General features: G+C 58.8%; 20 protein-coding genes and 1 tRNA gene. 11 read left to right on the top strand and 10 right to left on the bottom strand.

The annotated features are described in order from the left end of the window. Positions 1-78 precede the first annotated feature (78 nt). The 5 genes from C4S59_RS04500 to lpxK all read left to right on the top strand — a co-directional run bounded on the left by C4S59_RS04500 (position 79) and on the right by lpxK (position 4,865). Complete coding sequence (locus C4S59_RS04500; protein ID WP_103909244.1) at positions 79-1,425, top strand: TldD/PmbA family protein; 1,347 nt, start codon at positions 79-81, stop codon at positions 1,423-1,425. Continuing rightward, positions 1,412-2,182, top strand: coding sequence for a 3'(2'),5'-bisphosphate nucleotidase CysQ (locus C4S59_RS04495; protein WP_103909243.1), 771 nt, complete (start codon positions 1,412-1,414; stop codon positions 2,180-2,182). Before C4S59_RS04500 ends, C4S59_RS04495 begins: the two co-directional genes overlap by 14 nt. Before the next feature lie 237 nt (positions 2,183-2,419). Next, positions 2,420-2,659, top strand: a complete 240-nt coding sequence (locus tag C4S59_RS04490; protein WP_103909242.1) for a DUF4170 domain-containing protein — start codon at positions 2,420-2,422, stop codon at positions 2,657-2,659. A 2-nt stretch (positions 2,660-2,661) separates the two neighbouring features. Continuing rightward, positions 2,662-3,876 carry a 3-deoxy-D-manno-octulosonic acid transferase gene (locus C4S59_RS04485; RefSeq protein WP_234994671.1) on the top strand — a complete coding sequence of 405 codons (1,215 nt, stop codon included), beginning with the start codon at positions 2,662-2,664 and terminating at the stop codon, positions 3,874-3,876. Continuing rightward, entirely contained in the window at positions 3,876-4,865 is a 990-nt protein-coding gene (gene lpxK / locus C4S59_RS04480) for a tetraacyldisaccharide 4'-kinase (RefSeq protein ID WP_103909241.1), read from the top strand. Before C4S59_RS04485 ends, lpxK begins: the two co-directional genes overlap by 1 nt. Positions 4,866-4,883: 18 nt before the next feature. On the opposite strand, the gene C4S59_RS04475 is transcribed toward lpxK, so the two are convergent. Then, positions 4,884-5,747: an N-formylglutamate amidohydrolase gene (locus C4S59_RS04475; RefSeq protein WP_103909240.1), complete on the bottom strand. Its 864-nt coding sequence runs from the start codon at positions 5,745-5,747 to the stop codon at positions 4,884-4,886. Between the two features lie 145 nt (positions 5,748-5,892). Here C4S59_RS04475 and C4S59_RS04470 point away from each other — a divergent pair. Then, positions 5,893-5,967, top strand: a tRNA-Val gene (locus tag C4S59_RS04470). An 86-nt stretch (positions 5,968-6,053) separates the two neighbouring features. Beyond that, positions 6,054-6,179 carry a type B 50S ribosomal protein L36 gene (gene ykgO, locus C4S59_RS04465; protein ID WP_008562923.1) on the top strand — a complete coding sequence of 42 codons (126 nt, stop codon included), beginning with the start codon at positions 6,054-6,056 and terminating at the stop codon, positions 6,177-6,179. A 116-nt stretch (positions 6,180-6,295) separates the two neighbouring features. On the opposite strand, the gene C4S59_RS04460 is transcribed toward ykgO, so the two are convergent. From C4S59_RS04460 to C4S59_RS04440, 5 genes are all read right to left on the bottom strand, one after another. Next, on the bottom strand, positions 6,296-7,936 hold the full coding sequence (locus C4S59_RS04460; RefSeq protein WP_103909239.1) for a peptidoglycan-binding domain-containing protein: 1,641 nt from the start codon (positions 7,934-7,936) through the stop codon (positions 6,296-6,298). A gap of 33 nt (positions 7,937-7,969) precedes the next feature. Further along, positions 7,970-9,181 (bottom strand): phenylacetate--CoA ligase family protein, encoded by a 1,212-nt coding sequence (locus C4S59_RS04455; RefSeq protein WP_103909425.1) that lies wholly within the window; start codon positions 9,179-9,181, stop codon positions 7,970-7,972. Positions 9,182-9,292: 111 nt separating this feature from the next. After that, positions 9,293-10,117, bottom strand: a complete 825-nt coding sequence (locus C4S59_RS04450) for an ABC transporter ATP-binding protein (protein ID WP_103909238.1) — start codon at positions 10,115-10,117, stop codon at positions 9,293-9,295. Positions 10,118-10,186: 69 nt separating this feature from the next. After that, the gene (locus C4S59_RS04445) at positions 10,187-11,479 is read right to left on the bottom strand and encodes an ABC transporter substrate-binding protein (RefSeq protein WP_103909424.1); all 1,293 of its coding nucleotides are present in this window, start codon (positions 11,477-11,479) and stop codon (positions 10,187-10,189) included. 67 nt (positions 11,480-11,546) lie between these two features. Beyond that, positions 11,547-12,623, bottom strand: coding sequence for a branched-chain amino acid ABC transporter permease (locus C4S59_RS04440; RefSeq protein WP_103909237.1), 1,077 nt, complete (start codon positions 12,621-12,623; stop codon positions 11,547-11,549). A gap of 187 nt (positions 12,624-12,810) precedes the next feature. On the opposite strand from C4S59_RS04440, the gene C4S59_RS04435 reads away from it, so the two are divergent. Continuing rightward, a complete protein-coding gene (locus C4S59_RS04435; protein WP_103909236.1) occupies positions 12,811-13,017 on the top strand; it encodes a hypothetical protein in 207 nt (68 codons plus the stop codon). 28 nt (positions 13,018-13,045) lie between these two features. Here C4S59_RS04435 and C4S59_RS04430 read toward each other — a convergent pair whose 3' ends face one another. The 4 genes from C4S59_RS04430 to fdhF all read right to left on the bottom strand — a co-directional run bounded on the left by C4S59_RS04430 (position 13,046) and on the right by fdhF (position 20,080). Continuing rightward, entirely contained in the window at positions 13,046-13,996 is a 951-nt protein-coding gene (locus C4S59_RS04430) for a branched-chain amino acid ABC transporter permease (RefSeq protein ID WP_103909235.1), read from the bottom strand. Positions 13,997-14,013: 17 nt separating this feature from the next. Next, on the bottom strand, positions 14,014-14,769 hold the full coding sequence (locus tag C4S59_RS04425; protein WP_103909423.1) for an ABC transporter ATP-binding protein: 756 nt from the start codon (positions 14,767-14,769) through the stop codon (positions 14,014-14,016). A 145-nt stretch (positions 14,770-14,914) separates the two neighbouring features. Next, positions 14,915-16,891 carry an AMP-binding protein gene (locus C4S59_RS04420; protein ID WP_103909234.1) on the bottom strand — a complete coding sequence of 659 codons (1,977 nt, stop codon included), beginning with the start codon at positions 16,889-16,891 and terminating at the stop codon, positions 14,915-14,917. 399 nt (positions 16,892-17,290) lie between these two features. Further along, positions 17,291-20,080, bottom strand: coding sequence for a formate dehydrogenase subunit alpha (gene fdhF, locus C4S59_RS04415; RefSeq protein WP_103909233.1), 2,790 nt, complete (start codon positions 20,078-20,080; stop codon positions 17,291-17,293). A 250-nt stretch (positions 20,081-20,330) separates the two neighbouring features. Between fdhF and C4S59_RS04410 the strand changes: the two genes are divergently transcribed. The 3 genes from C4S59_RS04410 to C4S59_RS04400 are packed head-to-tail and all read left to right on the top strand — an operon-like array spanning position 20,331 to position 23,243. Beyond that, the gene (locus tag C4S59_RS04410) at positions 20,331-20,990 is read left to right on the top strand and encodes a histidine phosphatase family protein (protein ID WP_103909232.1); all 660 of its coding nucleotides are present in this window, start codon (positions 20,331-20,333) and stop codon (positions 20,988-20,990) included. A gap of 52 nt (positions 20,991-21,042) precedes the next feature. Further along, positions 21,043-22,104 carry a saccharopine dehydrogenase gene (locus C4S59_RS04405; RefSeq protein WP_103909231.1) on the top strand — a complete coding sequence of 354 codons (1,062 nt, stop codon included), beginning with the start codon at positions 21,043-21,045 and terminating at the stop codon, positions 22,102-22,104. Next, positions 22,101-23,243 carry a saccharopine dehydrogenase C-terminal domain-containing protein gene (locus C4S59_RS04400; RefSeq protein ID WP_103909230.1) on the top strand — a complete coding sequence of 381 codons (1,143 nt, stop codon included), beginning with the start codon at positions 22,101-22,103 and terminating at the stop codon, positions 23,241-23,243. Before C4S59_RS04405 ends, C4S59_RS04400 begins: the two co-directional genes overlap by 4 nt. Positions 23,244-23,248 lie beyond the last annotated feature (5 nt).

Below are 23,248 nucleotides of genomic sequence, written 5' to 3'. Positions count from 1 at the left end.
TCCGATTGGGTCAATAGACTTGCGCCAATGCTGTCATGGCCCTAGGTCTCGGACAGGCAGCAAAAAGGCAAAACCGCGATGGCGCACAATCTTTCCGACCTGACACAGCAACTGCTTGAGGCCGCGAAAAAGGCCGGTGCTGACGCGGCTGATGCGTTGGCCGTGGATGGCACGTCGATCAGTATTGATGTGCGTAACGGTAAGCTGGAACAAGCGGAACGCTCGGATGGCGTGGAAATCGGCCTGCGTGTTCTTCTGGGTCAGCGGAGCGCCACGATTTCCGCATCGGATGTGCGCCCTGAAACCATGGCGATGATGGCGGAACGCGCGGTCGCCATGGCGCAAGAGGCCCCCGACGATCCCTATATCGGGCTGGCGGACGCCGACCAGATCATCAAGGATTTCGACGTAGAGGCGCTGGAGCTGTTCGATGCCTCTGCCGAACCGGCCCCTGCCGATCTGGAACAGGACGCCATCCGCGCCGAGGCGGCGGCGCTTGCCGTCGACGGGATCACCCAGATTGACGGATGTTCGGCGGGCTATGGGTCGTCGAATGTGCATCTGGCGGCCAGCAACGGGTTTTCCGGTGGCTACAAACGGTCGTCCCGTTCGATTTCCTGCATCGCGATCGCAGGCACTGGCACCGAGATGGAGCGCGACTACGACGGTGACAGCCGTATCTTTCAATCCGACCTGCGCAGCCCCGAAGAGATCGGCCAAACCGCCGCGAAACGCACGCTGGAACGGATGAATCCCCGCCGCCCGAAAACCGGTGCTTATCCGGTTCTGTATGACGAACGTATTTCGTCCAGCTTGATCGGGCATCTTTTGTCGGCGGTGAACGGCGGTGCCATTGCGCGCGGGTCATCTTGGCTGCTGGATGCGATGGGAACTCAGGTGCTGCCGGAAGGTTTCGACCTGTTGGAAGATCCGCATGCGCCGCGCAAAATGGCCTCGCGCCCCTTCGATGCCGAAGGTCTGGCAACGCAGAAACGCGCGATTGTCAAAGATGGCGTGCTGCAGGGATGGACGCTGGATCTGGCCACTGGGCGCAAGTTGGGCATGGAAAGTACGGCAAACGCGACACGCGGCACATCCAGCGCACCGTCGCCCAGCCCTTGGAACATTGAAATGACCCAAGGCGACAAAACCCGCAAAGATCTGATCCGCGATATGGGCACCGGCCTGTTGGTGACTTCGATGATCGGGGCCACGATCAACCCCAACACAGGCGACTATTCGCGGGGTGCTGCAGGCTATTGGGTAGAAAACGGTGAACTGGCTTATCCGGTGTCTGGCGTGACAATTGCAGGGTCGCTTCCTGCTATGTTGAAAACCCTGATCCCCGCGAATGATGCGCGTCCGTGGCTAAGCCGCGTGGTGCCGTCTCTGCTAGTCGAAGGCATGACGCTTGCCGGAGAATGATCTTGAACTGCTGATCCGTGCGTCCCGCGCCGCTGCCGAAACATCCCTCGGGTTTGTCGGCGGGCCGTTGGACGTGCGCGAAAAGGATGACGGACAGGGGCCTGTCACCGCTGCCGATCTGGCGGTGAACGAGGTGCTGGAAGACATCCTTCGCTCTGCCCGTCCGGACTATGGCTGGCTGTCTGAGGAAAGCGCCGAAGACCCGAACAGGCTGACGTCCGAGTATTGTTTTATCGTCGATCCGATCGACGGCACGCGCAGCTTTATCAACGGCGAAAAGACGTGGTCGCATTCGATGGCCGTTGCCAAAAACGGCGAGGTCGTGGCCGGTGCGGTGATCGTGCCTATGCGCGATCAGCTTTATACAGCGTCGCAAGGGGCGGGCGCGCATTTGAACGGGCAGGTGATCTCCGTTGCGAACGCGACCTCGCTTCAGGGTGCGAACATTCTGGCGACCAAGCAAAACATGGAGCCTGATCACTGGCCGCAGGGCATCCCGACGTTCAAACGCCATCACCGCCCATCCATTGCGTATCGGCTGTGTCTGGTGGCAGAGGGCCGGTTCGATGCAATGTTCACCTTCCGCAAAAGCTGGGAATGGGACATTGCCGCCGGTGCAATCATCTGCGCCGAAGCCGGTGCAAAAGTCAGCGATCAGTCCGGTCAGACCTTACATTTCAACAGCGCAGAGGCCCACACTGACGGAATCGTTGCAGCACCGGATCAGATTTGGGGAGAGGTCACTCAAAGACGGTAATTTCTTTGGGCGAACGTCCAAAGAAAAACTTAATGAAAATTTTTAGGTCATAGAGAGTCTTTAAGTACTGAAACCAAAATACTATCCGAAAGGATAGTTCGGCAATTCCGGAATTCCTGACTTTTTGTTCAATTTTCCGAATCGCCCTTCTGCCGGCTTTTTGCGTTGTTAGCTTGACCTTCCGGGTGTGATCACTAGGGTCGCGCCTGCCTCTCTACCCTCCGAAAAGGACAGGATATGCAACGACTTCACCTTGTATTTGGCGGTGAACTGGTCACTCCGGAAAAGAACGTTTTCAAGGATGTCGATAACATCCACATCGTCGGAATCTATCCCGACTACGATACCGCGTATGACGCGTGGAAAGCCGAAGCACACCGCACTGTCGATAACGCGCACATGCGTTACTACATCGCACACCTGCATCGCCTGCGTGACGAAGAAGCAGCCGCCTCTTCGACCGAGGAACTGGGCTAACTTTGCCCAAGAGGTCGCTGACGCTTAAGGCCTATCTGGCGCTGACACGCGGAAGATTGTCGGGCCAACCCAGCTGGCACAGCATCGGCGTTCGCCGGTCGGGTCCGGTTGTCTGGCTTCATGCGACTGTCGATACAGATATGCGCGCGCTGAACACCATCGGCGCGCGTTTGCAGCAGCTACAGCCTGACCTGCAGATCATTCGCACCGGCGTCTGGCGCAATTGCACAGAACAGGTCGAACCTCTTCCCTCGGAAAATGCAGCCGATGTCGAAGCCTTCCTGTCGTATTGGAAGCCCGCGGTTTGCGTCTGGTCCGGCGATGTCCTGCCGCCCGCCTTGCTGACAGAAGCGCACGCGCGACAATGCAGTCTTGTGTTGTTCAATGTCGAAGAGACCGAGTTCCACACGCCGGTTCATCGCTGGTTGTCCGACAGCAGCGGGGCGGTGTTGCAGCTGTTTGATCGCCTGTTTTGCATCGGCAAGGCCGGCGAACACGGTTTGATCCGTGCCGGTGTTGACCCCGAAAGGATCAGACGGGGATCGCGTTTGACGGAAACGCCAGCGCCGTTGGAATACGACGAGGCGCAACTGGATGAACTTACCGGCTTGATCCATGGGCGGCCCGTGTGGCTGGCGGCCCGTGTGCGCGATGATGAATGCGCCACTGTTCTGGCCGCGCATGACAAGGCCACGCGCCTTGCGCATCGCTTGTTGTTGCTTCTTGTTCCTGAAACCGAGGATGACGGCGTGATCTGCGATCAGGTCGCTCAGGAAAGCGGCCTTCGGGTGTGCCGCTGGGATCAGGGCGATGATCTGGATGAAAACACTCAGGTTCTGCTGTGCGAAAGTTCGGATGAGCTTGGGTTGTGGTACAGGCTTGCGCCGTTGGTGTTCTTGGGCGGGTCGATTTCGGCAGGCCATGGCGGCAGCGAACCGCTAGAGGCCGCAGCTTTGGGCACTGCGATCATTTACGGGCCGAACGTCGGCAGGCATCTGGCGGCGTATAGCCGCCTTGTCGATGCAGGCGCGGCGCGGATCGTGCGCGATACGGAATCACTGTCCGGTGCGGTGACGCAACTGCTCGCGCCGGATCGGGCGGCGGCCATGGCGCATGCGGGATGGGATATCGTATCGTCCAGCGCAATGGTGGCAGACGAGATTGTGGAAACCGTGCAGGACTGTATCGACCGCTTTGTGCAAAAGGATCACGCGTGATGCGCGCGCCAAGGTTCTGGGATAGCGCCCCCGATGCCCCGGCCCTGCGCGCACGCCTGTTGGCCCCTTTGGGCAAGCTGACTGCTATGGCCACGGCGCGGCGGGTTGCCAACCCCGCCGACTATACGGCCTCCATCCCTGTGATTTGCGTGGGCAACCTGAACGCAGGGGGGACGGGCAAAACACCGACTGTGATCGCCGTTTTGCAACTGCTGTCCGACATGGGCATCACAGCGCATGTGGTGTCGCGCGGGTATGGCGGGTCACTGACTGGCCCTGTCGCGGTTGATCCGCGTACCCACACCGCCGATCAGGTGGGCGACGAACCCTTGCTTCTGGCGGCTTTCGCGCCTGTTTGGGTGTCGCGCAATCGCGCAGAGGGCGCGAAAGCAGCCGAAACTGCCGGTGCGCAGGCGATTGTCATGGATGACGGGTTCCAGAACCCCGGTCTGGCCAAGGATTTTTCGATCATCGTTGTGGACGCCGTCAAAGGCTTCGGGAACGGGCGGTGTATGCCCGCAGGGCCATTGCGCGAACCCGTCGCCGCTGGCCTGACGCGCGCCGATGTCGTGGTGTCGATTGGCAGGCCGCAGGCGCAGGAACGTTTTGCCGAGTTGTGGCAGGATCAAATCCCAGTGCCCCATCTGACCGGCGCGTTAGAACCGTTGCAGACCGGCATGGATTGGGACGGTCTGGATGCATTGGCTTTTGCTGGTATCGGACACCCCGAAAAATTCTTTGCCACGCTGACCGATCTTGGCGCGAACCTTCTGCGAAGCGAGCCGTTGGAAGATCACCAGCCGCTGACCACTTCCCTGATGACGCGACTGGAAACCGAAGCACGGATGCTGGGTGCGCAACTGGTCACAACAGAAAAAGATGCGGTGCGTCTGCCCGCGGATTTCAGGCAGAAAGTTCTGACCCTGCCGGTGCGTTTGCACATTTCCGATGCAGATATGTTGCGCAAAAAGCTACAGGCGCTGTTCTGATCCCGAATCAGCGCGCGGTTATTCAGCGGCAAGCCGTTGCGACCCACGGGGCTGAAGCGCGGCGATTTCAGCGGTCACGCCACGCAACAACTGCCGGAAGGCCCCGAAATTTTCGTTCGGGCGGATGCTGCTTTCATCCATATAGATCGAGCGGTCGATTTCGATCTGGATCGCGTGCTGGCCACGCGACGGACGACCGTAATGCTGGGTGATATACGCCCCCGCAAAGGGCGTGTTGCGCGCAACGTTCAATCCGGCCGAGGTAAAGGCCGCTTCGATGCGATCCACCAGATCAGGATCGGCAGAGGCGCCGAAGCGGTCGCCGATCACGATGTCGGGCTTTGTGCCATTGGATCGTTTTGCACCGGCTGCGGCCTCGTGTGGCATCGAATGGCAATCGATCAGGATAGCCGTGCCAAATTCTTTATGTGACTGATCCAGAAGGTTTTTCAGCTGCTCGTGATAGGGCCGCCAATAAAGGGCGATCCGGCGTTCTGCCTCGACCATAGGCAATTTGCCCCGATAAATCGCCCGTCCGTTCGATACGACCCGGGGGATCACACCTAAACCAGATGCCACACGCGGGTTGTGGCCCACGCGGCGCACGCCTTCGATCAGGGCGGGGTCCAGTTCTTCGGCCGAGCGGTTCAGATCGACAAAGGCACGCGGTGCGCCTGCCTTTATGAACGGCGCGCCGAATTGCTGGGCGCTGTCGAAAAGACGGTCGACATAGGCATCTTCCGATGTCCGAATCTCGTGATCATTCAGGATCGTGTGGCGCATAAAGGACCACGGATAATCGCGTCCGGAATGCGGGGATGCGAACACCACACAAGACGTCAGAACCTCTGGACGATAAACATGAAACGCGACTTTTGGCATTCGTTCTCCTCTGCCAAAACATAAGCCGATTTTTTCTCTGTCCAAAAGCCCTTGATCCCTCCCGCGACTCCTTTTATAGACCCGTCCACCGGCGCGGGTATCCGCGCCCCATTTCGTTATGGGGCACGATCGGACCAGTCGGTAAGGGCGGTTAGCTCAGTGGTAGAGCACTACGTTGACATCGTAGGGGTCACAAGTTCGAACCTTGTACCGCCCACCATGATTATTCACCGCTTCGGGCCATAGCCCTGAGGCACTAGGCAACCCAAGGGCGCAAGCGATGCGCCGCGAAACAGGAGAAGACCCATGAAGGTCAAGAATTCGCTCCGCTCGCTCAAAAACCGCCATCGCGATTGCCGCGTTGTGCGCCGTAAGGGCCGAGTATACGTGATCAACAAAACCCAGCGTCGTTTCAAAGCACGCCAGGGCTGATTTCAAAATCAGTGTTGAAATAGCGAAGGCCGCCCATCGGGCGGCTTTTTGCTGTTTGGGGAATAGAAAAACGGCCCGCAATCTGCGGGCCGTTTTGTCATGTGATGAATTGTTGCTTAGCGCAGCAGACTGCCTGCCAGAAGGCGCACGACCGTTTGTTGGTCAAGATAGCCGGTCACAGTTATGTTCCGAGCTTCCTGATAGCGGCGGATGGCGCGGCGAGTTTTGTCGTCAAACGTGCCGTCCACAGACCCCGGTTTCAGGCCAAGCTCCTTCAGGCGCGCCTCGGCCAGACGGCGTGCGCTTTGCGGCAGGTTCAGCGCAGCTTCCTGTGCTTCGGCCTGTGCAATGGCGCGGCGTTCGTCCGACGGGATTTGCAGCGCTTCGATTCGGGCTTCGGCCTCGTCTGCGAAGGCACCCTGCGGGAAGGCGCGTAGATAGTCCTGATAGGCCTCGATCGTGTCGGCGTTCGCGGCTGTATCCCACGCAGCCCGATCCTGCGCAGCGGCCTGTTCGCGTGCTTCGGCCTCGATTGCGGCAAGGCGTTCTTGCGCGACCTCGGCATAGACGCCGTCAGGGTAACGGCTCAGATACGCGCGGAAGCCTGCTGCATCGCCCAAGGCGCCGGTTTCCTGCCAATAGGCACGGTCCTGACGTTCCTGTTCTGCCTGACGCTGGCGGGCCTCTTCTTCAAGCTCGGCAGCACGGCGGTCGGCCTGAGCGCCAAGGCGGGTGATCTGTTCGCGGGTCAGATAGCTGGTGACTTCGAATGCGTTTGCTTCCTGCCAACGACGGATCGCTGCGCGACTACCAGGGCCAAAGATGCCGTCGATTCCGCGGGGTTCGTATTCCAGCAGGGTCAGATCACGCTGGATTTCGCGGCGTTGATCGCGGGACAGGTTCAGGGCTTCTTCTGCCAGACGCTCCGCGCGCATGGGTTCTGCCTTGATCTCTTCAATCTGGGCGCGGGCCTGATCGGCATAAAGGCCGTTAGGGAAGGCCGACAGGTAGTCTTCGTAGCCTTGCAGATCGGAGCGTGCCGACACTTTGGCCCAAAGCGCCTCGTCTGCGTCGGTCGAGGTCACTTCGATGACCTGCGGTTCAGGCGTTTCACGCTCTTCTTCAAAGAAGGTCAGATCGCTAGGCACATAGCCGCGCAGGCTTAGATCCGACGAGTCGGCCAAGCGCACAACTGATCGGCGGGGCAGGGATGCTGCAAAGCCTGCGATATCCGTCGGCGTGCCAGTCACCATCGTAACGCCTTGCGGCAGATCGGGGGTGCCGATGCCAACAGTCAAAAGGCGCGTGTTCTGTAGTTCGAAATCTTCGGAGCCGATCATCAGAAGCGCCTGACCTGGATGCTGTGCAAGTTCTGCCAGAAGCGGCGACAGGGGCAGGCCCTCGGTCAGTGCGACGGTGATGTCGACATTGCTGCTGACAGTGGACGGCAGAAGGTAGGTTTCGCCACCCGTGGTGACAAAACGGCCCGTCAGCATGACAGCCGACATGTCTGTTTCGCTGTCCGACTGCGTCAGAAACCGCAGCGCGGCGCGACTCATGTCATCGGCCTCGGCATCCTTGACGGAAACCACCTGACCGAAGGCACTGTATTGATCGGTCAGATCCTCGACCGACTGGCCGCTTCTGAAGCGATCCATGACGGAACTTCCGGCATTGCCGACAATCAGCATGTCGGTTTCGGCGATGGCCGTTGTGCCCCAAAGAAGGGCAGCGGCGGACAGAATGGTCTTTCTCATATTTCCCCCAACTCTGACCGCCCAATGCGGTCCTCAGTCGTATTTGCGTATGTCTTCAATAACGATCCCGTCGCGCGGCAGTTCCCCCGGAGCCACCAGTTCGACCTGACCTTTCAGCTTCAAAGCGGCCACAATTGCGTCTTGAAAAGCCTCTGGATCGCAGAGGTTGGTCTCAATTTTCACAATCATTTCATCCATTTCGCCATTTCGAGTGGCGACAATCCGCGCACGGTCGATGGCGTCGTGACTTCCGACCAGTTGCGCGACCTGTTCCGGGCGCACAAACATGCCTTTGATCTTGGTTGTCTGGTCCGCACGACCCATCCACCCCTTGATCCGCGTGTTGGTGCGGCCGCAGGGGCTTTGGCCTGCCAGAACGGCGCTCATGTCGCCGGTGGCAAAGCGGATCAGCGGGTAATCGGGGTTCAGCGTGGTGACGACAACCTCGCCCACTTCGCCCTCGGCCACAGGATCGCCAGTGCCCGGTGTGACGATTTCCACGATGACGCCTTCGTCAACGATCATGCCTTCCATCGCCTCGGATTCATAAGCGATCAGGCCCAGATCAGCGGTGGCATAGCACTGGGTGCAGGCGATGCCGCGATCGGCGTAGTACTGGCGCAGCGACGGGAACAGCGCGCCGCCCGAAACGGCAGCTTTCTTGATGGCAAGCTCGAGCCCCATCTCATCGGCTTTCTCAAGGATCACCTTCAGATAATCCGGCGTGCCAGCATAGGCGGTTGATCCCACATCCTTGGCGGCGCGTGCCTGCAATTCTGTCTGACCAGTGCCAGCAGGAAGGACCGTTGCGCCAACCGCCCGCGCGCCGCTTTCGAACATCATGCCTGCCGGTGTCAGGTGATAGCCGAAGCAGTTCTGCACCACGTCGCCGCAGCCGATGCCAGCGGCTTTCAGAAAACGGCCCAGACGGAACCAGTCGCCGTCGATGTTGCCCGGTTCATAGATCGGGCCGGGGGACTGGAAGACATGGCTGAAGCCGCTGACAGGGCCCGCAAGCCCACCCAAGGGCGGCGTGCTGGATTGGGCCGACACAAGCTCAGATTTCCGCAGAACAGGCAGCTTGGCCAGATCAGCCATCGTTGTGACCGAGGACGCATCCACGCCGGACAGCGCGGCATAGCCGGACAGGGCCTGCGCGCTGGCAATCTGCGCTGCCAGCGCCGTTGCCAGATCGGCGGCACGTTCATCGGCTGTGCGGTGTTCAAGGTCTTGGGTCATATCCATGTCTCCCATTTGGGGCTTTTTTCGTAAGTTAAGCGATATCACGGGTGGTGATATCGCTTTTCAGTTGGTGCAATCATGTGGTCGGCAGGGCGGCAAGGCACCCGGACAGGCTTAGCTCAGCCAACGCTTCCGGCGGCGGTAGCTGCGCACATCGCGGAAGGATTTGCGGCCTTCCTCGGACATGCCCAGATAGAATTCCTTCACGTCGGGGTTTTCGCGCAGCGCCTCGGCGGTGCCTTCCATCACGACGCGGCCCGATTCCAGAATGTAGCCTGTGTGCGCATAACGCAGCGCGACGTTGGTGTTCTGTTCGGCCAGAAGGAAGGACACGCCTTCGCCTTCGTTGACGGCTTTTACGATCTCGAAAATCTGTTCCACCAACTGCGGGGCCAGACCCATGGACGGCTCATCCAGCAGGATGGTTTCGGGACGCGACATCAGCGCGCGGCCAATGGCGCACATCTGCTGTTCCCCGCCCGATGTATAGCCCGCCTGCGATTTGCGGCGTTCTTTCAAGCGCGGGAAATAGTTGTAGACCATCTCAAGATCCGCATCGATCGCGCCCTTGCCGTCGCGGCGGGTATAGGCGCCGGTCAGCAGGTTTTCTTCTACGGTCAGGTGTTCGAAACAGTGACGGCCTTCCATCACCTGAATAACGCCCTTTTTCACCAGCGCGGCAGGATCAAGTTCCTGCACCTTTTCGCCGCGATACAGGATGGAGCCTTTGGTCACTTCGCCACGTTCCGAATGCAAAAGGTTCGAAATCGCCTTGAGCGTTGTGGTCTTGCCCGCACCGTTCCCGCCCAGAAGGGCTGTGATGCCGCCTTCTTTCACTGTCAGGCTGACGCCCTTCAGAACCAGAATGACGTGGTTATAGATCACTTCGATATTGTTGACCTCAAGCAGCGTGTCTTTGGTCGGAGATGCATCCAGCATGGCGCTTCTTCTGTCTGAAAATTCCTGAAATCCACCGGCGACAGGGATGCCGCCGGTGGGATGATCAACTTAGCCTTCGCAGGCGTCGTTTGTCGGCCACGGAGCGTTCGCATCCGCGTATTCGCCGGCTTTTGTCGCGATCAGTTCGGCATAGTCGGATGTGTCGGGCATCAGGTGATCGGATGCTTTCACAAACTTCGAGCCGTCCCATTCCAGCATCCAGCCACCGGAATGGCCTGTGTGGTTCGAGCACGATGTCGAGAAGGGCGGAACCATGCCGTCCAGGCCCAATTCGGCGATACGCTCTTCGGTCATGTTGATGTTTTCCAGACCCCAGCGCAGCTGCGACGCGTTAATTTCGGCTGTGCCGAATTCTGCCTGAGCGGCCGCGATGCCTTCTGCCAGAATGGCCGAGATGATGATGCCGCGGCTATAGAAGACGCCGGACATTTCTTCTTCGTTCGACTGGCTCAGGCCCGCATCAACGACGTGCTTTTTGATGTCTGCCATGACAGGCGCATCAGGGTTCGGGAACGACCAGGAAATCGACTTATAGCCTTTGCCTGCTTCACCGACGATTTTCACGTCAGCATCGTGACCTGACCACCAGACGCCGATGAAGTTTTCCATCGGGAACTTGGTTTTGACCGCTTCGGTGATCGCACCGGCGTTCATCGCACCCCAGCCCCACATCACGACGTAGTCGGGACGTTCACGGCGGATTTGCAGCCACTGTGCAGACTGATTCTGCATTTCTTTCAGACCAACCGGGATCGGAACCAGTTCAAAGCCCATTTCGCCGGCTTTCTTTTCCAGAAGCGGCAGGGGCTCTTTGCCATAGGGGTGGTCAAGGTGCAGGAAGGCGATTTTCTTGCCGTTCAGGTCACCCTGTCCCTGCAGGTACTGCAGGATCATGGATGCCGCATCCCAGTAACCCGAGGGTGTGTTGAACGCCCACTGGAAGACCTTGCCGTCTGCCATCGGCGAGAAGCCATAGCCAGGTGCAAGGATCGGGATTTCATCGACGTTTGTTTTCGGCAGAACCTGCAGCGTGATGCCTGTGGACCACGGCTGGGTCACGATGGCTTTGGCTTTGGTCTTCTCGTAGCACTCAACGCCTTTTTCCGTGGAATAGCCTGTTTCGCATTCCTCGCTGTTGATCTTGATGCCACCGATGCCGCCATCACGTGCGTTCAGCATATTCAGGTAGTCGGCCTGACCGTTCATCAGCGGGATACCTGTCGCCGCGAACGGACCTGTCCGGTACGCGAGGTTCGGAGCATAAAGTTCTTGGGCGACCGCCGCCGTACCAAGAACCGCGCCCAACGCCACGGCAGAGGTGAGTTTCAGTAGTTTCTTCATGGTTTCCTCCCAATGGATAAGGATGTCGCCCGTTTTCGGGTCGTTCATTTTGTGGGGCCTGCCCGCGTTAGTGCGGGAAGGGCCAGATAGTCAGCTTTTCCCGGATCAGGCGCCACAGCTGGTTCAGGCCGTGTGGTTCGATGATCAGGAAGAAGATGATAAGAGCACCTACGATCATGATGTTCAGATGTTCGACCGTAGCAGAAGAAATCGGGATGCCCAAAGCCGAGGGCACGATGTTCAGGACAACCGGCAGGCCAACGATCAGGATCGCGCCCAGATAGTTGCCCATGATCGATCCCAGACCGCCGATGATGGCGATGAACAGAACGCGGAACGACAGCTGGATGTCGAACAGGTTCGGTTCCGCCGCGCCGCGCCACATAAAGACGAACAGCGCACCGGACACGCCCACGATATAGGACGAGATCGCAAAGGCGGTCAGTTTGGACTTCATCAGGTTGATGCCGATCAGTTCGGCGGCGATGTCCATATCGCGCGTCGCTTTCCACGTCCGGCCCAATGTGCCGCGGGTCAGGTTGATGCAGAGGATCGTCATGATCGTGACAACGGCCAGAACCACGTAATATTGCGTGATGGACGATGCCTGCGGGCCGGAAATCCAGACGCCTGCCATTTCGATATTCGGCACCTGAATCGCGCCCGAGGCGTTGTAGTTATAAAGCCAGGCCCATTTTTCAAACAGCCAGACAAGGAAGAACTGCGCGGCCAGCGTGGCGATGGCAAGGTAGAAGCCTTTGATCCGCAGCGACGGAATGCCAAAAGCCACACCGATCCCTGCCGAGAAGATGCCGGACAACATGATCGCGACGATCGGGTTCATCCACGGGAAGATCGTGATTAGCTTATAGCAGGCATAGGCCCCGACCCCCATGAACGCGGCGGTGCCCAGTGACAACTGACCGGCAAAGCCTGTCAGGATGTTCAGGCCCATTGCCGCCAGAGCGTAGATCAGAACGGGAATCAGCAGTGTCTGGAACGTGAATTCCGAGGCCGTCAGCGGGAAGACAACCCATGCAAAGGCCAGAATGACCATCAATAGAATGGCGTCCTGACGTACAGGGAACAGCGCCTGATCGGCTTTGTAGCTTGTCTTGAACTGACCAGCAGTGCGGTAAAACATTTTCGTTTCGCTCCGTTTTTATAGGAACCGGCTCTGCTGAGCCGCGTTTGCGCTGCGACAGCCTGGCACAGCTGTTGCAAAATTACGGATGTAGCAATTCGGATATATTGATCGCGAAACAATACTGTGTGAAGTTTCGATTTCGCGCAATATAATTACTTTGCCGAGTTCAGGAGGAGATAGGGTCATGTCGGACGAGTTTGAAACACGGATGCGACGTTTGATATCCGAGGCAGAGGCGGACATCGGGTTCGACCGCGACAGACAGACGTCTGTTCTGCCGCAGTGGGTACCCAACACACGCCGTCCCGTGCGTTTGCGCGACAAGATGGTCGGCGTTCTGGCAGCAGCCAAAAACAGCGCCGGGACCTTTCTTGCGGATCGCAAATCCTGACCCTTTGAAATGGTGAGGGTGTGCATCGCTACACCCTCTCGATGATACGTTCGCCGAACAGACCCTGCGGACGGAACAACAGCACGATCAGCGCCAGCACAAAGGCGAACCACGTTTCGGTGTTACCGCCAAGGAACGGCTGGCCCCAGTAGATTTCGAACAGCTTTTCCAGCATCCCGATCATCAGACCGCCAATAATGGCACCGGTGATCGATTCCAGACCGCCCAGCATCAGAACCGGCAGCGCCTTGTAGGCAATGACCTCAAGCGCGAAGGACACGCCTGCACGGGCACCCCATGCGATACCTGTCACCAGTGCGATGATACCAGCAATGAACCACACCAGAACCCAGATGGTCTGAAGCGAGATGCCCACCGACAGCGCCGCTTGGTGGTCATCCCCCAGCGCGCGGATCGCGCGGCCCATACGGGTCTTGTTCAGGAACAGCAGCAGACCAGCCACCAACAGCGCGGCCACAGCCACAGCGGTGATGTCTTTCTGTTCAAGGATCAGCAGGCCGCCCCATGGCTCAAGCACAAAGCTGTCTGTGGGGATGCCCAGTTCTTCGGTGATCATGACCTTGTTTTCACCACCGAAGATGATCTCGCCAAAGCCGATCAGGAACAGGGTGATGCCGATGGTGGCCATGAACAGGATGATATCCGGTTGCCCGACGAGCGGGCGCAGAACCACCCGTTCAATAGAGATCGCTAGGATCAGCATCACCACCAGCGTCAGGCCTACACTAATCCATGCAGGCACGCCCATGGCATGCAGGCCGACCAGTGTCAGAGCGGCGAACACCACCATGATACCTTGGGCAAAGTTGAAAATCCGGCTTGAGCGGAAGATCAGAACAAAACCCAGCGCGATCAGGGCGTAAAGGATGCCTGAAACCAGACCTTCCCACAGCACCTGCAACAGAAAGTCCGGCGCTGCGAACATTTCCTGAAACGGTTCTATCGTATATTTGTACATCTCGAGAAAGCCTCCGATCAATGCGCCACGCCAAGGTAGGCGTCGATCACATCTTGGTTGTTGCGCACCTCGTCGGGGGTGCCGTCTCCGATTTTCTTGCCGTAATCCATGACGACCACGCGGTCGGACAGATCCATGACCACGCCCATGTCGTGTTCGATCAGCGCGATGGTCGTGCCGAATTCGTCATTCACATCGAGGATAAAGCGGGACATGTCCTCTTTCTCTTCGACGTTCATGCCCGCCATGGGTTCGTCCAGCAGCAAAAGCGATGGTTCCGCAGCCAAAGCGCGGGCCAGTTCCACGCGCTTTTTCAAACCATAGGGCAGGCGGCCCACCGGCGTTTTGCGGATGTTCTGAATTTCCAGAAAGTCGATAACCTTTTCAACGACTTCACGGTTCGCCAGTTCTTCGTCCCGCGCCTTGCCCCACCATACGGCCTGGGACAGGATGCCGGATTTCATATGGGTCAGACGGCCCGTCATGACGTTGTCCAGCACGGTCATGCCTTCGAACAGGGCAATGTTCTGGAACGTCCGCGCAACGCCCATGCGGGCGACCTCGTAGGGTTTCATCTGCGGGCGCGGCGATCCTTTGTAGATCAACTGACCTTCGGACGGGGTGTAGAACCCCGAGATGATGTTCAGCATCGACGATTTGCCAGCGCCGTTCGGGCCGATGATGGCGCGAATTTCACCTTCACGGATGTCGAACGAAATGTCGTTGATCGCAACAACACCGCCAAATCGCAGCGTGATGTTCTGCATCTCCATCAAGACGCCGCCGATCTGGCGTCCGTCTTCGGTTACATAGCCTTCGGTATCCTTCACAAAGACACCCCCTGCTTTTCTTGAATTTCAGTCTGGGACCACTGGTAAAACGGGCGGGCTGGCGCAGATGCGCAGCACGTTCGGAAACTCATTCGGCTGCCTCCAGCGGTTTGATCTCGACCGGAACGACCTTCGCGTCGCGGATCGAGAGTGTCGCTGTGATTTTGCCTTTGCGCCCGTCTTCGTAGGTCACTTCGGTTTCGGTATAGATGCTGTCCGCCCCGCCATAGAGAGCGTTCACAAGGTCCTCGAACTTTTCACCGATGATCTTGCGGCGCACTTTGCGTGTGCGGGTCAGTTCGCCGTCATCCGCATCCAGTTCTTTGTGCAGAACCAGGAAGCGATGCACCTGACAGGCCGACAGCATGTCATCCTGCGCGACGCTGGCGTTGACCTCTTCCACGTGGCTCTGGATCATGTCCAGCACCTTCGGGTGGCCTGCCAGTTCCTGATAGGACGCATAGGCGATGTTGTTGCGTTCCGCCCAGTTGCCCACCGCCGTCAGGTCAATGTTGATGAAGGCACAGCAACGATCCTGACCGGCACCGAAAACAACGGCTTCAAGGATGTTCGGATAGAACTTAAGCTTGTTTTCAACGTACTTCGGCGCGAACAGAGCACCCGAAGCCATTTTGCCAACGTCCTTTGCGCGGTCGATGATGCGCAGGTGACCGGTATCTTCTTCGATAAAGCCCGCGTCGCCTGTTGCTACCCAACCTTCGGCGTCTTTGGTGTCAGCCGTGCTTTCGGCGTTCTTGTAGTATTCGACGAACACACCGGCCGAGCGGTAGAACACTTCGCCGTTTTCGTTGATGCGGATTTCCACGCCGGGGGACGGAACGCCCACAGTGTCGGAACGCACCTCGCCATCCGGCTGCTGGGTGATGAACACCGATGCTTCGGTCTGGCCGTACAGCTGTTTCAGGTTGATGCCGAGCGAGCGGTAGAAATCAAAGATTTCAGGGCCGATCGCCTCGCCCGCTGTGTAACCCACGCGGACGTTTGAAAACCCGAGCGCGTTTTTCAGCGGGCCATAAACCATGAATTCGCCAAGCGCGTATTTCAGCCGGTCCATCAGGCCGACAGATTCCCCATCAAGAATCTTCGGCCCGACTTTGCGCGCGTGATCCATGAAGTATTTGAACATGCGCTTTTTGAAAGGGCCTGCATCTTCCATCCGGATCATGATCTGCGTCAGCTGGTTTTCGAAAACCCGCGGCGGTGCGAAATAGTAGGACGGCGCGATTTCCCGCAGGTCCGTCATCATCGTATCGGCGCTTTCGGGGCAGTTCACGCAGAAGCCCGTCCAATAGGCCTGACCGATCGAGAAGATGAAGTCACCAACCCATGCCATCGGCAGATAGGCCAGAACAGAGTCTGTCTGACGCAGGCCATCGAATTCAGACGACGCTTTGGCCGTTTCGATGATGTTGCGGTTGGACAGAACAACGCCCTTTGGCTTGCCGGTTGTGCCCGAGGTGTACAGCATCACGCAGGTGGTGTCGTAATCCAGCGCAGCGATGCGGCGTTCCAGTTCGGCACCCAGCGTTCCGCGTGCAGCGCGGCCAGAGGCGACAACGTCGTCGTACTTGTTCAGCGCGCTGTGATCGTATTTCCGTAGGCCACGGGGATCGAGGTAGATCATCCGCTCGAAACCGGGCAGGCGATCCTGGATGTCGATCACCTTGTCGACCTGTTCCTGATCCTCGGCAAAGACGAACCGCGCGCCGCAGTGATCCAGCACATAGGCCATCTCTTCGGCAACAGCGTCTTGGTACAGCGGTACAGGGATCGCGCCGACCATCTGCGCGGCGACCATGGCCCCGTACAGTTGCGGGCGGTTGCGGCCGATGACGGCAATGAAGTCACCTTCATTGATACCAAATTCCAGCAAACCCAGCGCAACTGCTTCGATTTCATCGGCGGTTTCAGACCATGACCAGGTCTGCCAAATGCCAAATTCTTTTTCTCGATAGGCCGGAGCAGAGCCAAAGGCCTGCTTGTTTCGACGCAATAAGTCAGGGATAGAGCGCAGACCCTCTGCGCCCTTTAGGCTTGTCGACAAAATCTATTCCTCCCGGACGCTCTTCCAGAGCGAACATTTTTATTGTGCTCCGCGCCCTCCTCGCGCGGTCCATCTTTGCGATGGTAGCCAACGTATATGAACGCTCGTTTCTTTTTTGGTCAAGCCCTGCGTTCATGCCTTAAAAAATTTGGTCTTTGAAAAAAGGCAGAATTGTTTTTTATCAGACAGTTAAGTCCTTATTGACGCTACGGCAATTTGTTCAAAAACAGGGCGTACACGGCGTGTTTCACCAGCGGCCAGTTAAACGCACGGCTGTTGATTCCTCGAAATGATGCGGGGTGTTTCGCGGGCAACAGGGTCTTTGCGCGCGTCCGAGTTGGGCAAAAGAAAACGGCGCAACCTGGGTCGCGCCGTTAAAGTGTTCTGATTTTACAGAATTTATTCCGCTGCAACCCGAGCTGGCTGGTCCGCCGCTTCGACGCGCACAGCCGAGTATTTGAACTCGGGAATTTTGCCGAAGGGGTCCAAAGCGGCGTTGGTCAGGATGTTGGCCGCCGCTTCGACATAGGCGAAGGGCAGAAACACCATGTCAGGTGCCACGTTGCGATCCGCGCGGGCCATGATCTCGACACTGCCACGGCGTGTGGTCAGCCGCACGCGGCCGCCCGCTTCGACGCCCATCTGGCGCAGCGTTGCGGGGTGAATCGAACAGTTTGCTTCGGGTTCGACCGCATCCAGAACCGTGGCGCGGCGGGTCATCGACCCTGTGTGCCAATGTTCCAGCTGACGGCCCGTGGTCAGCACCATCGGGAAATCCTTATCCGGTGCCTCGGCAGGCGGGGTCACGCGGGCAGGGGTGAACTTGGCGCGGCCAGCACGACGCGGGAAGCCATCGCCGAACACAACCGCCTGACCCGGATCTTCGGGGCCGTTGCACGGGTATGTGACCGAGCTTTCGGTTTCCAGACGTTTCCATGTGATGTGGTGCAGCGACCGCATCGACATCTTCATTTCGTCGAACACTTCGCGCGGATCGTCGTAATCCCAGTCGAGACCGATGCGGCGGGCCAGATCCACGACGATTTCCCAATCCTCGCGGGCCTCGCCCGGTGTCGGGACAGCACGGCGGACCATCTGAACCTGACGGTTGGTGTTGGTCACGGTGCCCGATTTTTCCGGCAGCGCCGAGGCGGGCAGTATCACATCCGCATAGTTTGCGGTTTCGGTCAGGAAGATATCCTGCACCACAAGGTGATCCAGCTTGGCCAGCGCCTTGCGGGCGTGATCCACATCGGGGTCGGACATGGCGGGGTTTTCACCCAGCACATACATGCCACGGATTTCGCCGCGATAGACACGGTCCATGATCTCGACCACGGTCAGGCCCGGTGTTTCTTCGATCTCGGTGCCGCGCCAGATGTGGCGGAACAGATCGCGGACCTCGCGGTCTGCCACCGACTGATAGTCGGGCATCACGTGAGGGATCAGACCTGCGTCAGACGCACCTTGCACGTTGTTCTGACCACGCAGCGGGTGCAGACCAGTGCCCGGACGACCCACATGGCCACAGAGCAGCGCCAGCGAGATCAGGCAGCGCGAATTGTCTGTGCCGTGGACGTGTTGCGACACACCCATGCCCCAGAAGATCATGGCAGCGCGGGCATCAGCAAAGGTGCGCGCAACGCTCCGGATCGTTTCGGCGTCAATGCCGCAAATCTCGGCCATACGCTCGGGCGTGAAGGCGCGGATGTGTTCGCGGAATTCGAAGAAGCCTTCGGTGAAGCCCTCGATATACTGGCGGTCGTACAGCTTTTCTTCGACGATCACGTTCATGATCGCGTTCAAAAGCGCCACGTCCATACCCGGACGGAACTGCAGGTTATAAGCCGCGTGCCGCTTCAGACCGTTCTGGCCGCGCGGGTCCATGATGATCAGTTCGCCACCGCGTTTTGTGAACTGTTTGAAGTAGGTCGCGGCAACAGGGTGGTTTTCGGTCGGGTTGGCCCCGATCACGATGGCCACGTCGGCGTTTTCGATCTCGTTAAAGCTGGCCGTAACAGCGCCCGAGCCCACGTTTTCCATCAGCGCCGCAACGGATGATGCGTGACACAGGCGCGTGCAGTGGTCGACATTGTTGTGCTTGAACCCCTGACGGATCAGTTTCTGGAACAGGTAGGCTTCTTCGTTCGTGCACTTGGCCGAACCGAAACCGGCAACGGATTTGCCGCCATAGTAAGAGCGCAGATCGACCAGGCCCTTGGCGGCGAAATCCAACGCCTCTTCCCACGTCGCTTCGCGGAAGTGCGTCCACGGGTTGGACGGATCGACGTTCAGACCCTTTTCAGGGGCATCGTCACGGCGGATCAGCGGTTTGGTCAGGCGGTGGCCGTGGTGGATATAGTCAAAGCCGAAGCGGCCCTTCACGCACAGGCGGCCTTCGTTCGACGGGCCGTTGATGCCCTCGACATAGGCGACCTTGTCGTCCTTGACCTTGATCGACACCTGACAACCCACGCCGCAGAACGGGCAGATCGATTTGACTTCGCTGTCGAAATCGTTGCGATCACCTTGCTGCTGGTCATCAAGAATGCTGGCAGGCATCAAAGCGCCGGTGGGGCAGGCCTGAACGCATTCGCCACAGGCCACACAGCTGGAGGCCCCCATCGGGTCATCCAGATCGAACACGGGAAACGCATCGTGGCCGCGATCCGCCATACCGATGACGTCGTTCACCTGAACTTCGCGGCAGGCGCGGACGCAAAGGTTACACTGGATACAAGCATCAAGGTTCACGCGCATCGCGACGTGGCTGTCATCCAGCAGCGGAATGCGTTCGGCATCCATCGACGGAAAACGGCTTTCGGTGACGCCGTTCAGATCAGCCATATCCCAGAAGTGCGAGGATTTGTCGTGCGCGACTTCGCGTTCCGGCTGGTCGGCGACCAACAGCTCCATCACCATCTTGCGCGCGGTTTTCGCACGGTTCGACTGTGTGGTGACAACCATGCCTTCCTGCGGTTCACGGATACAGGACGCGGCCAGCGTGCGCTCGCCTTCGATTTCCACCATGCAGGCGCGGCAGTTGCCATCGGGGCGATAACCGGGCTCGGGGCGGTGGCACAGGTGCGGGATTTTCAGGCCGCGACCGTTCGCAACTTCCCAAATGGTGTCGCCCTTCTGGGCTTCAACTTCTTCTCCATCAAGGATGAAACGGATGGTGTCGGACATGGCAATGCCTCCCTAAATCTCGGGCTAGAAATACAATCGCATGCCTTCGTATTCAGGCGCAATTCCGACTCCTTGACTAGAAAACACGGCGTCGGTGTTTCCTATAGGCGTCAAAACGCAAGAAATGGGGCGGTTGGGGTGCGTATCGGGGTGGGGTGTGGAAAACGGGTGCGTGGCGCGGCGTCACCGCAATTTCACTTTTCATCCGTCAGTCCAGCGGCTACCCAATCCGCAAAACAGGAGCAGGCCCATGTCCCAGATCACCCTTGTCCGCCACGGTCAGGCAAACACGACTGCGCGTGACGAAGCCAGCTATGACCGGCTGAGCGATCTTGGGCATCAGCAGGCGGCATGGCTTGGCGGTTACTTCCGCAATTCCAACGAACGTTATGCCCGCGCCTATTCCGGCACGCTGCTGCGGCACCGTCAGACGCTGCAGGCGATGGATATGGAATTTACCAGCGAACCGGTCGTCGATGAACGCCTGAACGAGGTTGAATACTTTACCCTCGCCACGCTTTTCGAAGAACAGCACAATGTGCCCCTGCCGGGTGAGCGGGAAGAATTCGTGCGTCACCTGCCGAAAATGTTCGCCCATTGGCGGGATGGCAAAATCGAAGGTGCGCCGGAAAGTTTTGATGATTTCCGCAATCGCACGCAGGATGCATTGGCCGAGATTTCCGAAGGCGAAGGACCCGCGCTGGTCGTGACTTCAGGCGGGCTGATCGGCATGGCAATGATGGTCACGATGCGTCTGGATCTTGAGGCAATGGCCCATCTGTGTCTGTCTATTGAAAACACGTCGGTGCACCGTCTGCAGAAATTCCCGTCGGCGCTGGCACCGGTTCAGTTCAATGCATGTCCGCATCTGGACAGCCCCGAACGAAGACTGTCCAGAACACATCTTTAAGCCCAGGGCGAACCGCGTTAGCGTCCCGCAAAAGACCGAAAGGATCGCTGCGATGACGCATCTCTGGCTGCGCGCCGAAACCCGCCCGAATGAAGAACGTGTTGGCCTGACGCCGGAAGGCGCGAAAAGCCTGATTGATAAGGGCTTTACCCTTACGGTCGAAGAAGGCAGCCAGCGCGCCATTCCGATTGACGGCTATCGCGATGCCGGTGCGACCATCGTGCCAGAGGCATCTTGGCCCGACGCGCCCGAGGATGCGATCATCTTCGGTCTGAAAGAACTGCCTGAAGAGGACACGCCCCTGCGTCACCGGCACATCCTGTTCGGTCACGCCTACAAGGGCCAACCCGCCGGTCAGCGTCTGTTGAAGCGGTTCAAGGCAGGCGGCGGCACGCTTTATGATCTGGAATACCTGACAGACCCCGACGGGCGGCGTGTCGCTGCATTTGGCTATTGGGCAGGTTATGCGGGGGCGGCTGTTTCGCTGATGTGCTGGGCTGCGCAAAAACAGGGCGGGATTGCGGGACCTGTTAGCACTTATGCGTCCTCTGATGCCTTGCGGGCGGACCTGTCTGCGCGCCTGGATGCCTGTGGCTCTGATCGCCCAAACGCAATTGTCATCGGCGCGCTGGGCCGTGTGGGGACAGGGGCGTCTGATCTGTGTGCGGCGATGGGCGTGGATGTGACCCGTTGGGACATGGCCGAAACTGCCAGCGGCGGGCCGTTCCCCGAAATCCTGCAGCATGACCTGTTCCTGAACTGTATTTTGGCGCGTCCCGGAACACCGGTGTTTGTACCTGCGGACTCCCTGACAGCTGATCGCAAACTGTCGGTCATCGGCGATATCGCCTGTGATCCCGACAGCGATTTCAGCCCGATCAAGGTCTATGACCGCACCACAAGCTGGGCTGAACCCGCGCTGCGCGTTTGCGATGATCCGGTTCTGTATGTGACTGCCATCGACAACCTGCCGTCGCTGCTGCCTGCCGAAAGCTCGGATGATTTCGCAGGTCAGTTGCTGCCGCATCTGTCCACACTCGACCGACTGGACCAAGGTGTCTGGGCGCGCGCGAAAGACCTGTTTGAAGACCACATCGGAAAGGTGACAGCATGACTATTCATTGGTGCGGAACCGGCCTGTCGGCGATCCCCGGTTTGCGGAAGCTGATCGAAGACGGCCAAGACGTGATGGTCTGGAACAGAACCGTGCCCAAGGCCCAAGAGGCCGTGGGCGACCTGACCGACCGTATCGCTGCGTTTACAGTCGAGGCGCTGACTGCTGAGCTGAACGCAGGTGATGTCATCGTGTCGATGCTTCCTGCAGATATGCATGTGCCCTTGGCCGAACTGGCGCTGTCAAAGGGCGCGCATTTCGTGTCGTCCTCCTACATCTCGCCCGAGATGCAGGCGTTGGACGGCAAGGCCAAGGAACTGGGGTTGTCGTTGGTAAACGAGGTCGGCCTTGATCCGGGTATCGACCACTTGTTTGCCCACGATCTGGTCGCGGCCTATCGCGCGTCAGGGGTACACAACGACGAAACGTCGCTCAGCTTTACGTCCTATTGCGGTGGGGTGCCGAAGGTTGCCAACGATTTCCGCTATAAATTCAGTTGGTCGCCCCTTGGCGTGCTGCGTGCGCTGAAATCGCCGTCCAAGTCGATCAAGGCGTTCGAGGAATGGAACGTCGACCGCCCATGGAATGCCCTGTCCCGCTACGAGGCGCCGTTGCCAGAGGCAGAGGAGTTCGAAGTCTACCCGAACCGCGACAGCCTGCCGTTCATTGCGGCCTATAACTTTGATCCGGCTTGGACCATCAGGGATTTCGTTCGCGGTACGCTGCGACTGGATGGCTGGGCGGATGCGTGGAAGCCCCTGTTCGACGAGATTGAAACGCTGTCCGGCCCAGAAGGTGAAGCGCGCCTGCGCGAGATGTCGGAGCAGCTTTGGAATGATCACGCATATGATGACGGTGAACCGGATCGGGTTGTGATGTGCGTGTCGCTGGAAGCGAAAGAGGGCGACACAACCACATGGCACCAGACCTATGTCATGGACGCATGGGGCGACGAACGCGGATCGGCGATGGCCCGACTGGTGTCGATGCCGGTGGCAATGGCAGTGCGTGACGTGTTGGACGGTCGGTTCGCCGCAGGCGTCCACGCCGCGCCCGAGGCACCAGAGCAGGTCGCAGACTGGATCGAGGCGGTGTCAGGCTTGGCGCAGCATTTGGAAAAAGTGGATCATCTGGGCTGAGCGGC

Origin of the sequence: Thalassococcus halodurans, from assembly GCF_900108225.1 — a bacterium.
In the GTDB taxonomy this organism is placed as follows: domain Bacteria; phylum Pseudomonadota; class Alphaproteobacteria; order Rhodobacterales; family Rhodobacteraceae; genus Thalassococcus; species Thalassococcus halodurans.
This window is presented reverse-complemented; position numbering and strand designations above follow the sequence as displayed.